The organism is Guyparkeria hydrothermalis (assembly GCF_023555385.1).
Classification (GTDB): Bacteria; Pseudomonadota; Gammaproteobacteria; order Halothiobacillales; family Halothiobacillaceae; genus Guyparkeria; species Guyparkeria hydrothermalis_A.
In genome coordinates, this window is the sequence record NZ_JAJSED010000001.1 from 702,516 (window position 1) to 719,623 (window position 17,108).

Consider the following 17,108-nt stretch of genomic DNA (forward strand, 5'->3'; position numbering starts at 1 on the left):
GTTCCTTTTGCATCAATCCTCCCCGGGGATCTTGAGATTGTTTCGCCAGCGGTGGGAATCGGAGTCGAACAGCCGGTCGGCCTCCGGCGGACCCCAGCTGCCCGCCGGATACGTCGGGATGTAGTCCCGTTCAACTGCCCAGTTGCGCAGGATCGGGTCGACCACCCGCCAGGCCCATGACACCTCATCATACCGAAGGAACAGCGTCTGGTCGCCGTTGATCGCGTCGAGGAGCAGGCTGGCATAGGCATCCAGATTGGGTGGCACGGGCCCCGTGTAACTGGCATCCATCTGCACGGTCCGGGTCCGCATTTCCAGCCCTTCGGTCTTGATCTGCACTTCGAACCGGAAATTCTCTTCCGGCTGAATGCCGATCAGAAGCCAGTTGGGCACCGTGTTCGAGATCTGGGTCTCACGGAACAGCTGCTGGGGCGGCTCCCGAAACCGGATCGATATCTGGGAATGACTCTTGGCCAGCCGCTTCCCCGTGCGCAGGTAGAACGGCACGTCCCGCCAGCGCCAGTTGTCGATGTAGAGCTTCAGTGCCGCGTACGTCTCCGTCACCGAGTCGGCAGGAACACCCGGTTCGTCCAGGTATCCCGGCTCGTTGATGCCCTCGACGGTCCCCCGAGCGTACTGCGCGCGGAAGGCCTGAGCATGCACACCCCGATGAGAGATGGGTCGAATGCAGCGCAACACTTTCACCTTTTCATCACGAACCGCTTCGGCATCCATCGAGGCTGGTGGTTCCATCGCCACGAGCGTGAGCATCTGCATCAGGTGGCTCTGGACCATGTCACGCAGGGCACCGGCGGAATCGTAGTAACCGCCCCGCCCCTCGATACCCTGCTGCTCGGCATGGGATATCTGGACATGATCGATGTAGTTCCGGTTCCACAACGGCTCGAGTAGCAGGTTGGCGAACCGCATCACCATGATGTTCTGCACGGTTCCCTTGCCGAGGTAGTGGTCGATGCGGAATATCTGGCGCTCGTCGAAGTACTGGTGCAGCAGACCGTCGAGCGCGTGGGCGCTGTCGACATCGTGGCCGAACGGCTTCTCGATCACGGCCCGACGACAGCCTCGGCTCTCGTCGGTCAGTCCGCAGACGCCCAGGTTGCGGCAAATCGCCCCGAAGGCCGACGGCGCGACCGCGAAATAGAAGACGACACAGTCGGGAAACTCGGCCTTTTCCAGTCGGCTCGCCAGATTCTCGAAACAACTCGACTCGTTGATATCGCCGTTTAGAAAATGCAGTTTCGGCAACAGCCGGTCGATCGCCTCGTCCTCGGGACAGGGTTCCTCTCCCCCGGCCAGACACAGGCGACGCACCTCCTCGCGCCAGGCCTCGTCATCCCAGTCGCGGCGACCGAATCCCACGATCCGGGTGCCTTCGGCCAGCCGCCCTGCCACCTCGAGTTGATAGAGAGCTGGAAGGAGCTTCTGACGCGAGAGGTTGCCCGTCGCGCCGAAGATGACGAACGTGACCGGTTGAGGTGGATTACGATGAACGGGCTTGCGCATGATGTTGACCCCGGCGGTAGCGGTGATGAGGCGTGACGGAATCCGGCAGCGCTAGTCCCCTCCTCGACGCTGAACCGCATGACCGCCGAACGCATTGCGCATCATGGCCAGAACGCGGTTGCCGTACCCCTCGTCGTCCTGACTCGCGAACCGCATCTGCAGGGCCAGGGTCATCACCGGCGCGGCCACGCCGAGATCGATCGCCTCGATCGCCGTCCAGCGCCCTTCCCCCGAATCGGCGACTTTCGGCTGGATGGCCTCGAGCCCCTGCCCTTCGTTCTTCAACGCCTCAGCCGTGAGGTCGAGAAGCCAGCTCTGCACCACCGAGCCCTCTCGCCACAACTCGGTGACCTGGGCGAGATCGAGGTCGAACTCTTCCTTCTTGCGCAGCACCGCCAGCCCCTCGGCCATGGCCTGCATCATTCCGTATTCGATGCCGTTGTGGATCATCTTGACGAAATGCCCGGAACCGGCAGGGCCAACGTGCCCCCAACCACTGTCGGGGCTCGGGGCCAGAGTCCGAATGGCGGGTTCGATGTGGGCGAAACCGGCTTCGCTGCCGCCCACCATCAGGCTGTAACCGTTCTTCAGCCCCCACACGCCCCCGGATGTGCCGCAGTCGAGGAAGTGCACACCCGCTTCTTCGACACGAGCCGCATGCGCCACGGTCTCGCTGTAGCGGGAATTGCCACCATCGACCAGCACGTCTCCGCGCTCCATTCGGGGCAGAAGTCGTTCGATCGCCGCTTGGGTCACCTCGCCGGCCGGCAACATCAGCCAGATCACGCGCGGAGCGTCCAGCGAGTCGAACACGTCCGCCTCGGTGTAGGCCGGCAACACGTTTTCCTCCTCCCGGACCAGCTCGTCGATCGGCTCGCGGCTCCGGTTGTGTGCCACCACCGTGATGCCTCCACGGGAAAGCCGGCGAGCCATGTTGGCACCCATGCGTCCAAGACCGAAAATCGCGAGTTTCATAACGGAATCACCCTGAGTGGAAACGAAACATCAAGAACCATCGGGCGAATCGGCATTTGCCCCATGGTTGACGAGAATTGGTCATGCAAGGTCCACGCCACGCCTACGCGTTCGCGGCGGGCCTCTTACCTGAGCGTAGTCCAGGTGAGTGTGATTTCTATGACCGCGGTAACGGCGTCCCGGACGCCCCTTGTCAGGGTCAAACCAATCCGCGAGAACTTTGGCGAGGGCGCGGCGGTCATGGTCTGTGCGGGCAAGAAGGGGCAGAAATCGATATAATGCCCGCGATTTTCTGGATGCACCCGACCGTATTCCACGGGCCACCCCCTGGGTCGGGTGCCCTCTCCGGCCGCCGCGACCCCCGGTACGGAGCCGCCTACATCAAGCCGCGAGACAACAGACGCGATGACGACAAGCAAAGACAAGGACAAGGCCCTGCGCGCACGAGTGCGCCTGTTCGGCAACCTCCTCGGTGAAGTGCTGCGTGAGCAGGCCGGCGAAACCGTGTTCGACACGGTCGAGAGCCTCCGCCGTGGCTTCATCCATCTGCGCAAGAGCCACGACAAGGCGCTTTACCAGCAGTTGATGGACGAGATCGAGGGCCTCGACGCCAACAGCCTGAACCTCGTCGTGCGTGCCTATGGCTTGTACTTCAACCTGGTGAACATTGCCGAAGAAGACTATTCCCACCAGCACCGTCGCCGCCAGATCCGCCGCGGGCTGCGCCTGTGGCGCGGATCGTTCTATGACACCATCCGCGGCTTCCACCGCGAGGGCATGACCCCGGAGCAACTCCAGGGGTTGCTCGACCAGCTGGTCTACATGCCGGTGTTCACCGCTCACCCGACCGAGGCCAAACGCCGGACCGTGATGGACCTGCAGCGCCGGATCTTCCTGCTCTGCGGTGAGCTCGATCGTCCCGAGGCGACCGGTGTCGAGCGCGAGCGACTGCTCGACGAGGTCAAGTCGATCATCCTCGCCCTGCTGCGCACCAACGAGGTGCGCACGACGCGCCCTGAAGTGGCAGACGAGATCCGCCTGGGCATGTATTACTTCCGCACCTCGATCTTCGCCGCGGTGCCCAAGGCGTATCGCTACCTCGAGCGGGCGGTCAACCTGAACTACAACGAGACCCACCCCGACAACCCGGTCAAGGTGCCGAGCCTGTTCAAGTTCGGCTCCTGGATCGGCGGCGACCGCGACGGCAACCCCTACGTGACGCACGACGTCACCATCCAGGCCGTCTGCCTCGCCTCGGAAACCATCATCAACGAGTACCTCGACCGGATCGAGACACTCAAGCGCATCCTGACCCACTCGCTGCAGCTGGTCCCGGAGATCGACTGCCAGCAGCTGCAGCTCAAGGCGGATGCCGAAGCGCTCGACATGCTCGAGCAGAACACGCACAACGGCGAGTTCTTCCCCGAGGAGCCCTACCGTCTCAAGCTGCGTGCGATCCGCCAGCGCCTGCGCTACAACCTCGCCTACATCCACAGCGAGCTCGATCGCAAGCCGGCCCAACTCGACCCGCGCGCCTACCAGAGCAAGGACGCGTTTCTCGACGATCTCTACCGGCTGCGCGATTCGCTGACCGGCATCGGTGACCACCTGCTGGCCGACGGCGACCTCAAGGACCTGATCCGTCTCGCCGAGACCTTCGGCTGGCATCTGGTCCGTCTGGACATCCGCCAGGAGTCCACCGAACACACCGAGACCGTCAGCGAAGTCCTGAAGCAACTCGCGCCAGACGTCGACTACGCCAACCTGGCCGAGGACGACCGCACCCGCGTGCTGGGCGAGCTGATCGAGGCCGGCACCCATCGTGCCGAGTCGCTCTCCGATCTCAGCGAGAAGAGCCGCGAGGTGATCAAGGTCCTCGAGGTCAAGCGCCAGCTGATCGATCACATCAGCCGCGAGTGCTTCGGCACCTACGTCATCTCGATGACCCACTCGGCCAGCCACGTGATGGAGGTGATGTATCTCGCCTCGATCACCGGACTGGTCGGCAAGAACGACGCCGGCGAGTGGTTCAGCGACATCCAGGTCTCGCCGCTGTTCGAGACCATCGAGGATCTCAAGCACATCGAGCACGTGCTCGGCCGCCTGTTCGACAACCCGACCTACCGCGGTCTGGTGCGCGCCTCGGGCGAACTGCAAGAGGTCATGCTCGGCTATTCGGACTCCTGCAAGGATGGCGGCTCGCTCGCCTCTACCTGGAGCCTGTACAACGCCCAGAAGCGTGTCATCCGCGTGACCCGCGAGCACGGCATCGAGTGCCGCCTGTTCCACGGCCGTGGCGGTACCGTGGCACGCGGCGGCGGCCCGACCCACGAGTCGATCCTCTCCCTGCCACAAGGCACCGTCGAGGGACAGATCAAGTTCACCGAACAGGGCGAGGTGCTCTCCTCGAAGTACAGCAATAACGAGACGGCGATCTACGAGCTGACCATGGGGGCAACCGGCCTGATGAAGGCAGCCCGCCACCAGGTGGTCGCGGAAGATCCGGTCCCGCCGGACTACGAGCAGGTGGTTTCGGATCTCGCCCGCTTCGGCGAGGAGACCTATCGCGACCTCACCGATCACACGCCGTTTTTCTTCCATTACTTCCACGAAGCGACCCCGGTGCGTGAGCTCGGCCTGCTCAACATCGGCTCGCGCCCGACCTCGCGGAAGAAGGGTGACCTGTCGAAGGCCTCGGTCCGCGCGATCCCGTGGGTATTCGGCTGGTCACAGTCGCGCCACACGCTGCCGGCGTGGTACGGGATCGGCTCGGCCATCAAGCGCTGGCGCGAGGAGAACCCGGGGCGCGAGGACGTGCTGCACGAACTGTTCGAGCAGTGGCCGTTCTTCCATAGCGTGCTGCGCAACACGCAGCTGTCGCTGACCAAGGGGGAAATGAACATCGCCCGCGAATACGCCGGCCTTGTCTCCGACAAGGAGCAGGCAGAAGCGGTCTACGAGAAGATCCGGACCGAGTACGAGTGCACCGTCGACCAACTGCTGGAAGTCGCACACGCGAAGAACCTGATCGAGATCGACGAGTACATCGGCACCTCGATGAAGCGGCGCAATCCGTACCTGGACGTGCTCAACCACATCCAGATCACCCTGCTGGCGCGCCACCGGGACGAAACCGTACCGGAGGCCGAGCGCGAGAAGTGGCTGCCGCCGCTGCTGCGCAGCATCAACGCGATCGCCGCGGGGATGCGAAACACCGGTTAGGCCGCCTGCAGTCCGTGCCGTGAAAACCAAAAGCCACCGCGTTGCGGTGGCTTTTCTCGTTTCAAAACACCTCAGATCAGGCGGTCGTGCGCGGCCAGCCTTATCCGGGTGCGTTCGGCCATCTCGTCATCCAGCGCACCGGCCGGTAACCGCCACGTCCAGTTGCCCTCCGAGGTGCCCGGGACGTTGATGCGCGCCTCCGAACCCAGATTCAGCAGATCCGCGACGGGCAGTATCGCCAGCGAAGCACGCGAGCCCAGAGCCACCTCTACCAGCGCATCGGGCATCGGCGTGGCCGGATCGATGCCGGCAACGGTTTCCAGTTCTCGCCTGATCCCGGCGCGCTGGGCATCGTCAAGCGACCACCACCATCCGAGCGTGGTGTCGTTGTCGTGCGTGCCCGTGTAGACGACGCTTTGCGGCCTATGGCGGTCGGGCCGGTGCGGGTTGCCCTCGCTGCCGTCGAAAGCGAACTGCAGCACGACCATGCCGGGCAGGCCGAAGCGATCGCGCAACGCAGTCACCTCGGGCGTTATCACTCCAAGGTCCTCGGCCACCAGCGGCAGGTCGCTGTCCCCCACCCGCCTGAGTGACTCGAGCAGGTCATCGCCTGGCGCCTCCACCCAGCGTCCGCTGGTCGCATCGTCATCCTCGGCCGGAATGGCCCAGTAGGCCGAAAACGCGCGGAAGTGGTCGATGCGCACCCAGTCGTACAATTCGAGGTGACGCGCCAACCGGGATCGCCACCAGGCAAAGTCGTCTTCCGCCATCCGCTCAAAATCGAACAACGGATTACCCCAGCGCTGGCCGGTCGCCGAAAAGTAGTCAGGCGGGACACCGGCCACCACGCTGGGCCGACCATCGACGTCCAGATCGAACAGCGCCCGATTGGCCCAGACATCGGCCGAGTCACCGGCGACAAAGATCGGCAGATCGCCGAACAGGCAAATGCCGTTCTCCCGCGCCTGCCCCCGGAGCGCTTTCCATTGGCGATCGAGCAGGAACTGTTCGAAGGCCGCCGCCTCGATGCTACCGGCGTGCTCCTGCACGAACGCCTTCATGACCGACGCCTCCCGATCACGCAGCCCGCTCGGCCAGTCGAACCACGACCGACCACCCTGAGTCGCGCGCACCACCATGAATCGACAATAATCGTCCAGCCACTCGGCCTCCCGTTCACGGAAGGCGATGAACCCCTCGTACAGCGCCGGACTGGCACCCCCTCCCCGACGACGCTCGGCAACCGGTGTTCCGGGGGCGAATGCCGGGTCCGCGGCCAGATCCCGTTCATCGAGCAACGACGGCTCCAGGGCGAACGACGACAGGCACTGGTAGGGCGAACCGTCAGGATGCGTCGGACCGAGCGGCAGCATCTGCCACACCGACAGCCCCGAGCGGACCAGGAAATCAATCAGCTCACGCGCTGCCCGACCGAACCCCGGTTCCGACAGGCTGGCAACCGGCAGGAGCAATCCCGCACGCCGCCGAGTCGCCGGCGGCTCGCAGTGGCCGAGATCGTCGTTCATGCCTGGCCGCGGCGCATCGTTCCGCCGGTCTTCTCGCGCCCATCGTCGGGAACGGGCTCGCAGACGGGCATGTCCAGCGCCTCGGGTGGCGTTTCCTCGATCAGTTCGTACAGCCGGGCAAGCTGGAGACGGAACAGCCGATCGAAGTCCCGCACGGCGTCGGCCGGACTGTCGTCATCGAACCACCAGAACCAGTCGGATCCCTCGCAGACCGCAAGCTGCCGCGCGTTGCGTCGGGCGGTTTCGTCATCCCAGAACCCTTTTTCCTCGGCGGACAAATACGCCTCGCGTGCCTCCACCAGCCGATCCCAGGCGCGGTTCTTGGCCGCTTCCCCCACCCAGGTGGCAAGATTTCCGTACACCCAACTGCCAGCCACGAGCGCACGCAAGGTCACTGCCGAGGGTTGCCCGGACAGATACTCGGAGAACGTGGTCATCTGCAGACGCGGATGATCGGACAGTCGCTTGTAGAGCCCGTCGAGCAGCCAGAACCCGTTGTCGGGGTAATGCTCCCAGGCATTCTCGCCGTCGAGAATGATCGGCACGATCGGGGCGTCGACCTCGAGGTGCTTGCAGGTATCAGCGATCGAGACCAGGTGGTGAACCAGATCCCCGACGGCATCGTCGGCATGCCAGTTCTGGTAGTCGAACCCGATGCGATCGGACAGGCCGTCATCGCGGAAGAACAGACGGATGGATTGGTCCGGACGCTCATACGATCGGTGCTGACAGTGCAGTTCCTGCCGCGCGTGATTGAGGCTGTTGCGCAGCACCTGCTGGCCACTGGCCATCCAGTCGAAACCCGCCTGTGCCAGCAGACGACACGTCGGATCGGAAATCGCCCCTTCCGACGGCCAGCACCCCGCCGGTTCGACGCGCAGCAGACGACGAAACACCTCGCGGCCGTGCTCGATGTGCCACAGCGCCCGGTCCTCGCCACCCGGGTAGTCGGTCGCCTCAGGCTGAGGAGCGGCCGGCTCGCTCTCCGTTCCAGCCCGCAGGTCCTGAAGCAGTGGCACGATCGGGTGGGCGTAAGGTGTCATCGACAGCTCGACCTGCCCGCGCTCCGCCAGCGTCCGGTAGCGCTCGAACAATCCGGCGATGGTTTCGCCGATCAGCTCAACCAATGCCTGACGTGACTCGGCGGAGAAATTCCCGCCCTGCTCTTCCAGGCTGGCAATGAGCGGATGGGTCTGGCGCAACGTCTCACCACACCAGGCCAGGTGGTACCAGGTCGAGAGATCGCCCAGAAAGGCATCATCGGCGTAACGCCCGGGCGCATCCGTGGCAGAAAGCGCCTCGGCCACATCGATCAGTCGATCGAACGTCGGGAAGCGGTCGATCATCCGCTCGCGGTTGGCGCGCTGCAACGCGAAGAGCGCGCGGCTGCGCTCCTCGCCGACCAGCGCTCCCGGATCGGCGAGGCTCTTGAGAACCGCATCGCGCAGGCCCTCGCTCTTCCCCGACTCTCGATATCGTGCGATTTGGGTGGCGTAGTCCTCCAGCTGCTCAAGGAGGATCGGTACGAAATTAACGACCGCGCGCGCTTCGGGCCAGCGCTCGAGGTGCGCGGCCATGTCGACGTAATCCTTGAGCGCGTGCAGGTACGTCCAGGGCTGCTGATAAACACCGTCGCGCGGATCGCGGTATTCCGGCTGATGCATGTGCCAAAGGAACACCACGGGAAGCTTGTTCATCATGTCACCCATTCCCGAACTTGGCAGCAAGCCGATCGCCTGACGAGGCGATTTAGCGCACCATGTGAAGCTTCTGGCCGAGCATCTGCGGGGTGACCAGCACGACGCCGTTGGGACTGACCTCGAAACGTTCGCGATCCGCGTTGGCATCGACACCGATCTTCATGTCGGGCGGGATGATGCAGCCCTTGTCGATCACGGCACGCCGAACCTCGGCGCCCTCGCCCACCTGAACGTTCGGCAGGATGACCGCATCCTCGACATAGGCCTGTTCGCGCACCATCACGTTGGAGAACAGGAGCGAATGGCGCACCACGGCCCCCGAGATGATGCAGCCGCCGCTGACCATCGAATCGATGGCCGTGCCCCGACGGCCGTCCTCGTCGAAGACGAACTTGGCGGGCGGCAGTTGCTCCTGGTAGGTCCAGATCGGCCATTCCGTGTCGTAGAGATTCAGATCCGGCTCCACCCCGATCAACTCGAGGTTCGCCGACCAATAGGAGTCGATCGTCCCGACATCACGCCAGTAGGACTGCTCGTCCTGACCCGGCTCTCGGAACGGATAGGCGAAAACCTGATGCTCCTCGATCAGTCGCGGGATCACGTTCTTGCCGAAGTCGTGTTCGGAGTCCGGATCGTCCGCGTCGCGAATGAGCTGTTCGAACAGGAAATCGGTACGGAAGACATAGATGCCCATCGAGGCCAGTGAATGATCCGGCGAACGCGGCATGGTGGGCGGATTCTCGGGCTTCTCGACGAAACTGTGAATCCGGCCTTCCGAGTCGATATCCATCACGCCGAACGAGCGGGCCTGCTCGACGGGCACCTCGATGCAGCCCACCGTCAGATCCGCCTCCTTCTCGACGTGATAGGCGATCATCGGCCCGTAATCCATCTTGTAGACGTGGTCGCCGGCAAGGATCAGCGTGTACTCGGCATCGTGCGCCCGCAGGATATCGATGTTCTGGTAGACCGCGTCGGCCGTGCCGCTGTACCACGACTGGTCGTTGACACGCTGCTGGGCGGGCAACAGTTCGACGAATTCGCCACGAGCCACGTGGTTGCCGCCCCAGCCGAGTTGTACGTGCTTGATCAGCGAATGGGCCTTGTACTGCGTGAGCACCCCCATCCGCCGGATGCCGGAGTTGACGCAGTTCGACAAAGGGAAATCGATGATGCGGAACTTGCCCCCGAACGGGACGGCCGGCTTGGCCCGCCAGTCGGTCAGCTGGCGCAGGCGCGAGCCACGACCTCCGGCAAGCACCAGGGCCAGGGTGTCCCGGGTGATACGACTGACGAGTCGTTTGGGGCTATCGACAATCATGTGGCCAGACCTCTCCAACTCCATCCAATGCGAGGTTGTCACGGACCCGCTCCGGCCCGTCATCCTGATCAAGCCTAGAGACTAGCTCATCCGCATTTCCGTTGGATAACAAATTTCCCGACGCCGGGGAACCTGCCGCGTCGCGACGAGCGACCCGCAGGCAAATTCGCCGGACCTCTCGAGCTATGCCATAGTCAGTGTTCGGCGGCGAGCACCTTCAAAAGGGGCTCGCTCGGCCTGCGTCCGACATGATCAATCTCGAATCGAGACCGAATGGATAACGACCTTCAAGCCCTGATTGATGTGCGCCACCACGACCCGCACCGGGTGCTCGGCATGCATGCAGACGACCAGGGCAACCTCCGCCTTCGCACCTTCCAGCCGCACGCCGCCCATGTGGAGACGCGGGATCGCGACGGTGAGCCCGTCGGCCTGAACGCGCACCCGGACTGCCCGGGACTGTTCGAGGTCGCCCTGCCCAAGGAGTGGGTTCCCGCGCACCCCGAGTATCGCGTCACACTCGATGACGGCCACGAGTATCAGGTGATCGATCCCTACAGCTTCCTGCCCACCGTGGGCGAGCTCGATCTCCACCTGTTCGCCGAGGGACGCCACCTGCAACTATGGCAGATGCTGGGCGCGCAGGTCCTGTCCGTCGACGGCATCGTCGGCACGCGCTTTTCCGTCTGGGCACCCAACGCCGAGCGGGTAAGTGTGGTCGGCAGCTTCAACGACTGGGATGGACGCCGCCACCCGATGCGCGTGCTGGGGGAAAGCGGCGTCTGGGAGCTGTTCATCCCCGGCGTGAACGTCGGCGATCTCTACAAGTACGAAATCACCAGCCGGCTGACTGGCGAGACCCGGCTGCGCACCGATCCGGTCGGGCGGTCGTTCGAGAAACGCCCCGACACCGCGGCCATCGTACCCGCCTTTCAGCACTTCGACTGGCAGGATGAGGACTGGATCTCTCGGCGTGAACAGTGGCACTGGGACCAGGCGCCGATCTCGATCTACGAGGTCCACCTGGGCTCGTGGCGGCGCAACAACGGCGACTTCCTCAGCTACGACCAGCTCGCCGACCAGCTCATCCCCTATGTCCAGGAACGCGGGTTCACGCACATCGAGCTGCTGCCGGTAACCGAGCACCCGTTCGACGGCTCGTGGGGCTACCAGACCACTGGCTATTTCGCTCCCAGCAGCCGCTTCGGCACGCCAGACGCATTCTGCCGTTTCGTCGACCGCGCCCACGCGGCCGGGATCGGGGTGATCCTCGACTGGGTCCCGGCCCATTTTCCGCGAGACGATTTCGCCCTGGCCCGTTTCGACGGCAGCGCCCTCTACGAGCACGAGGACCCCCGTCGCGGCGAGCACCGCGACTGGGGCACGCTGATCTTCAACTACGGTCGCCGGGAGGTGGAAAACTTCCTGATCGCCTCGGCGCAATACTGGATCGAGCACCTGCACCTCGACGGCCTGCGCGTGGATGCCGTCGCCTCGATGCTCTACCTCGACTACTCCCGTCAAGCTGGCGATTGGCTGCCGAACAAGCACGGCGGCCGCGAGAACCTCGAAGCGATCGAATTCCTGCAGCGACTCAACCACACCATCCTGTCACGCAATCCCGGCACCCTGATGATGGCCGAGGAGTCGACCGCCTGGCCGATGGTCTCCCGCCCGCCGGACGATGGCGGGCTCGGGTTCTCGATGAAGTGGAACATGGGTTGGATGAACGACTCGCTTGCCTATTTCAGCGAGGACCCGCTCCACCGTCCGCACCACCACAACCTGCTCACCTTCGGGCTGCTGTACGCGTTTTCCGAGAACTTCATCCTGCCGCTGTCCCACGACGAGGTCGTGCACGGCAAACGCGCCCTGCCCAACAAGATGCCGGGTGACGAGTGGCAACGTTTCGCCAACCTGCGGCTGCTGTTCGCCTGGCAATTCACCTTCCCCGGCAAAAAGCTCCTGTTCATGGGCACGGAGTTCGGCCAGGGCAACGAATGGTCGCACGCCCGCGAACTCGACTGGTGGATGCTGGAATATCCCCATCATCAAGGCATCCAGGCGCTGGTCGACCAGCTCAATTTCCGCTACCGCCAGGAACCGGCACTGCACGAGCGGGACTTTCAGGCCGGCGGCTTCGAGTGGATCGACTGCAACGACCGCAACCAGTCGGTCGTGAGCTTCTGCCGCCACGGTCACTTCGAGAGCCTGGTGATCGTGATGAATTTCACGCCAGTCTCGCGGTCGGGTTACCGCGTCGGCGTCCCCAAGACCGGGCGTTACCAGGTACTGCTGAATACCGACAGCGCGGAATTCGGCGGCTCGGGCCAAAACCCGCAACCCACGGCGGCCGACGAGACACCCTGGCACGGCCAGCCCGCGAGCCTCTCGCTCGACATCCCGGGCCTGAGTGCGGTCGTTCTCAAGTATTCCGGCCACTGACGCCGGCGAGGCGCCGGGCGCGGATGATGAGCCCGTGGTCGGAACACAGCAATCGGATAACATGCGATACTCCGACCACGGTCCCCTGCCCGGATACGGCCGTGCCGTGAACTGACCACCCGCTCAATCGAATCGAGGAGATACCGACGTGTCGCTGTCTGTGTTGTTCGCGACCAGTGAAGCCTATCCCCTGATGAAGACCGGGGGACTCGCCGACGTCTCCGGCGCCCTGCCGGCGGCGCTGACCGAGCTCGGCGTCACTGTCCGTCTCGTCCTGCCTCGCTATGGCGATCTCGCGCTGCGCGAGGACCAGACCACGGAACACGTGGCTCACATTGATGTGCTCGGCCAGCCGGTGGACATCCTGCAGACCGTGATGCCCGACAGCGGCGTGCCCGTCTACCTAGTGGACCACCCCACCTTCTCGGCCCGCCAGGGCAACCCCTACATGGGACCGGACGGGAATTCCTGGCACGACAACCCGGATCGCTTCGCCCTGTTCGCTCGGGCGGCCGTCGCCCTGGCAACCGGCGACGTCGACCCCGAGTGGCAACCGGACGTCGTGCACGCCAACGACTGGCAGACCGGCCTGATTCCCGCCCTGCTTCACGAGGCGGACAAGCCCAAGACGGTATTCACGCTGCACAACCTCGCATATCAAGGGGTCTTCGACCGGTCGACGTTCGAACGTCTTGGCCTGCCCTGGAGCCTGTGGCGCCCCGACGGGCTCGAATACTGGGGCAACATGTCGTTCATCAAGGGCGGCATTGTCTTCGCCGACCGCATCACCACGGTCAGCCCGAATTACGCCAGGGAGATCCAGACCCACGAGTTCGGATACGGCCTCGACGGGCTGCTCCGCCATCGCCGCGACTCGCTGGTAGGCATTCTCAACGGCATCGGCTCGGACTGGGATCCGGAACAGGACACCGCTCTGGTGACGAACTATTCGCAAGCGGATCTTGCCGGCAAGAAAGAAAACAAGGCTGCCCTTCAGAAAGAGCTCGGCCTGCCGATACGGGATGATGTGCCCTTGATTGTGCACGTCGGCCGGCTGGTCGAGCAGAAAGGCATCGACCTGCTGATCCAGGCGCTGTCGATGCTCGGTCAGCGAGACGTGCAATTCGCCTGTCTCGGCAGTGGCGAGGCGCGGTTCGAACAGGCGCTGCGCGCTCGCGCCGAGGCCGATCCGGAACGGATCGCGGTGCGAATCGGCTACGACGAGGGTCTGGCCCACCGCATGGAAGGAGGGGGAGATGCGTTCATCATGCCGAGCCGGTTCGAGCCCTGCGGCCTCAACCAGCTCTACAGCCTCAAGTACGGCACGGTGCCGATCGTCCACCAGGTGGGCGGCCTCGCCGACACGGTCACGCCGGTCACCCCGGCGAGTCTGCGCGACGGCACCGCGACGGGCATCGTGATGAACCATCTGGACATGAACGCGATCCTCTGGTCGATCGACGAGTTCGACGCCCTGTTCCGCCGCCCGGACGACTTGTCCCGGGTCCGGAAACGGGCCATGGCTCAACATTACGACTGGGGTGCCAGCGCACGTTCCTATCTCGACCTCTACCGAGCGATCACGAAACCCGACGCGCAATGATGAACCGATTCCAGACCAGTCCCGCCCAGGTCCGCGACGAACTGGCTCGCCTGATGGGAGCCGCCTTGCACGAGGGTGTCAGACGATTGTTCGCGCGGGTCGAACGCCAGCTGTTCGACCTCGCCTCCAACGAATCTGACGAGGACCGCCGTGCAGAGGCATTCCAGGCGATTGCCGAGGCACGACGCGAACAGGAGGGCTTCTCCCGCGGGCTGGCGGAGAAGCTGCTCGCCCCCGAAACGGACGCGGCACAACCGGACTGGCATGAGCTGATTGGTGACCGCTCGCGCGGCATCCAGTTCGAGGATGCGCTCGCCGACGCCAAGCAGCGCTGCGGGATCGAACACGCCCAGTTCGAGGCCCGGATCGGGCAGCTTCACAGCGACGATCCGGATGCCGTACCGGCGCACCTCTACACCATGGAGTCCATCAGCCGAGCATTCCTCGCCCAGAGCGGCGAGCTGCCGGTCGCACTTCGTCTGCGGCTGATCGCCCACTGGCCGGAGCAGGTACTCAACCGGCTGGCGCCGGTCTACTCCGTCCTCAACGACTATCTCATCCAGGTGGGAGTCCTTCCCGGGATCAAGCGACTGCGAGACCCGCTGGAAGACGCCGAGCCGACACTGCATGTCGCCCCGCCACCGGAAACGGCACCCACAGCCCCGCAACGGGCCGGCCCGTCACCCGAGGAGCTCGCCGAACACCTGGTGCCCCTGGTCCGGGCCACCATCGGCGGAGACGACCAATACCTGTTCCGTTTCGAACGCGATCAGGACTGGCGCGCAGATGCCTTTGCCGAATTCGTCATGGAGCGGATCGAACCGACACTACCCATCGGTAACTGGCCTGCACGCAGCCGGGACCTCATCCGCCTGGTCGGCATGACCTTCGCGGACGTGCTGAATGACGAATTGATCGACCCCCGCCATCGACGCCAGATCGCCTCGCTGCAGCTCGCCATCCTGCTGCTCGCGGTGCGCGATCGGCATTTCCTGTCGGATGCCGATCATCCCGGCCGCCGCATCATCAACCTGATGGCGCTGATCGGTTCGGACCCGGACCTCAAGACCAACGTGCAGGACACAGCCGACATGCTGGTGCCGATCCAGCAGGCCGTCATCGACAAGCCGGATCAGCTGCGAAGCCTCGCGGACCAGATGCACGACATCTCCCGCGGCAAGCGGGTGGAACACGAGGAGACGCGCACGGCCCCCGCGCGCGATCGCCTCGCGCTGATCGAGCAACGCTGCCAGACGCGCGTCGAGAAGATCCTCGCCGGCCACGTCGCCGACATGCCGCTGCGGGATGCGACCCGCACGGTACTGAACAGGACCTTCCAGCCCTTCATGGTGCGCACCATGATCAACCAGGGCCGCCAGAGCGCGCCCTGGTCGGGCATTATCGGCCTGCTCCAGGACACGCTCACCCTGCAACTCGACCCGACCCTCGAGCAGCCGGACGTCGACGAATACCGTCGCCAGGCCACCCGATTGTTCAACGAAACGGCTGGCGACGGTCTGTACACCGAGGAACAACAGGCGCTCGACGGCTTCGTCGAATACCTCGAGGAACAGGCCCGACACAGCCTGGAGATGCCGGAAATGAGCATCCCGGAGCGCCCCGCTGCCAGCGAACCCGCCTCGGCGCCGCCACAGGCGGAACCGACAGCGGAGGATGTCGCACCGAACCCGGCGGCGGAGCAGGAGCCGGTCGAAGCCGAGGCACTCGAGTCGAACCTTGACACCGCAGCGTCAACCGATGACACACCGGAGCTCGATTCCAAGCCGGTCGAAGCCACGGAGCACACGGCCAGCATCGACATTCCGTCACCGGTCGACCTCAGTGCGCCCGAGCCGAGCGAACCCTCGCCGGACGTCGCTGTGGTCGAGGAAGTGGAAGCCGAAGCATCTCCCGAGGACGCGGAGCCGGCACCGGAAGACGAAGCGCCCGCCTCCGGCGTTCCTCGCGATGGCCTGCTACTTGCATCATTGGACTTCGTGCAAGAGTTCTTCGACCAGCAGGCGCAGAGTGAGGAATGGTTCGAGGTCCATACCGGCCCCGGCCGCGCGCTGCGGCGCCTGAAGATCCGCAATCTCGATACCGAGAACGGCGTCGTCAACTTCGCCAACCGCACCGGACAGGCGAAGCTGAGTCTTCCGGTGGCGCAGGTCATCGAGGACCTGCTCGAGGAACGCACCCGCCTGGTTTTCGACAACCCGCGCTTCGTCCGCGCCACCGAGCGGCTGCGAAGTCAACTGGAGGAGCATCGCGATGAGTTCTGACCACGCGACCGCCTCGGCAGGCAACGAACGGCTGCAGGACCGCCGCGATTTCTTGCGGCTGGACAAGTCCGGCAAGGGCCTGCTGCGCCTGAGAAAGGAAGCCCACCCTGTTGGTAGCGGAGCGATCGTCGACATCAGCGCCAATGGCCTGAATCTGTGCTGCGATGCCGAGTGGGCCGAGCGGGTGACGCCGGGTACTCCCGTCGAGGTGGTGGCCCGTCTCGACGAGACCAGCGAACCGTTCTACCTCATCGGCGACGTGATCTGGGTACGGGGGCTCGACGACGGCCAGTGCCAGGTCGGGATCGAGCTGCCACCTGCCGACGAGAGTCCGGATCAGTCACAGCACGACAATCGCGACTGGCGAGCCCTGTTTCTGGCCTGACCTCCCAAGGCGGGAGCGCATTCCCGCCGCACCGCATGGATGCGGTTCAATTCGTACCGGCGCCGCTCGCGCGCTGATGTACAATTCCTGCCGTCCCGACCGACGGACGGGGCATCGACGACACG

The 17,108-nt window shown here is 64.5% G+C and carries 10 protein-coding genes; 5 read left to right on the forward strand and 5 right to left on the reverse strand.

Annotated features, from left to right (window positions below; all coding sequences use genetic code 11):
* Positions 1-12 precede the first annotated feature (12 nt).
* Positions 13-1,524, reverse strand: coding sequence for a glucose-6-phosphate dehydrogenase (zwf, locus tag LV476_RS03325; RefSeq protein ID WP_250073379.1), 1,512 nt, complete (start codon positions 1,522-1,524; stop codon positions 13-15).
* 51 nt (positions 1,525-1,575) lie between these two features.
* Entirely contained in the window at positions 1,576-2,499 is a 924-nt protein-coding gene (gene gnd, locus LV476_RS03330) for a phosphogluconate dehydrogenase (NAD(+)-dependent, decarboxylating) (protein WP_250073388.1), read from the reverse strand.
* Positions 2,500-2,904: 405 nt separating this feature from the next.
* On the opposite strand from gnd, the gene ppc reads away from it, so the two are divergent.
* Positions 2,905-5,721, forward strand: a complete 2,817-nt coding sequence (ppc, locus tag LV476_RS03335; RefSeq protein WP_250073390.1) for a phosphoenolpyruvate carboxylase — start codon at positions 2,905-2,907, stop codon at positions 5,719-5,721.
* Between the two features lie 71 nt (positions 5,722-5,792).
* Here the strand turns inward: ppc and malQ are convergent, their stop codons facing one another.
* Genes malQ through glgC form a run of 3 tightly spaced genes read right to left on the reverse strand, consistent with a single transcriptional unit; the run spans position 5,793 to position 10,268 of the window.
* Complete coding sequence (gene malQ, locus LV476_RS03340; protein ID WP_250073393.1) at positions 5,793-7,247, reverse strand: 4-alpha-glucanotransferase; 1,455 nt, start codon at positions 7,245-7,247, stop codon at positions 5,793-5,795.
* A complete protein-coding gene (locus LV476_RS03345) occupies positions 7,244-8,947 on the reverse strand; it encodes a glycoside hydrolase family 57 protein (RefSeq protein ID WP_250073409.1) in 1,704 nt (567 codons plus the stop codon). The genes malQ and LV476_RS03345 overlap by 4 nt, the downstream gene beginning before the upstream one ends.
* Before the next feature lie 49 nt (positions 8,948-8,996).
* Positions 8,997-10,268 carry a glucose-1-phosphate adenylyltransferase gene (gene glgC, locus LV476_RS03350; protein WP_284047401.1) on the reverse strand — a complete coding sequence of 424 codons (1,272 nt, stop codon included), beginning with the start codon at positions 10,266-10,268 and terminating at the stop codon, positions 8,997-8,999.
* Positions 10,269-10,541: 273 nt separating this feature from the next.
* Here glgC and glgB point away from each other — a divergent pair, with 273 nt between their 5' ends.
* From glgB to LV476_RS03370, 4 genes are all read left to right on the forward strand, one after another.
* Positions 10,542-12,713: a 1,4-alpha-glucan branching protein GlgB gene (gene glgB, locus LV476_RS03355; protein WP_250073418.1), complete on the forward strand. Its 2,172-nt coding sequence runs from the start codon at positions 10,542-10,544 to the stop codon at positions 12,711-12,713.
* A 154-nt stretch (positions 12,714-12,867) separates the two neighbouring features.
* Positions 12,868-14,316: a glycogen synthase GlgA gene (glgA, locus tag LV476_RS03360; RefSeq protein ID WP_250076233.1), complete on the forward strand. Its 1,449-nt coding sequence runs from the start codon at positions 12,868-12,870 to the stop codon at positions 14,314-14,316.
* The gene (locus LV476_RS03365) at positions 14,313-16,598 is read left to right on the forward strand and encodes a DUF1631 family protein (RefSeq protein WP_250073433.1); all 2,286 of its coding nucleotides are present in this window, start codon (positions 14,313-14,315) and stop codon (positions 16,596-16,598) included. Before glgA ends, LV476_RS03365 begins: the two co-directional genes overlap by 4 nt.
* Positions 16,588-16,983 carry a PilZ domain-containing protein gene (locus tag LV476_RS03370; protein WP_250073435.1) on the forward strand — a complete coding sequence of 132 codons (396 nt, stop codon included), beginning with the start codon at positions 16,588-16,590 and terminating at the stop codon, positions 16,981-16,983. The genes LV476_RS03365 and LV476_RS03370 overlap by 11 nt, the downstream gene beginning before the upstream one ends.
* The last annotated feature ends 125 nt before the right edge of the window (positions 16,984-17,108 follow it).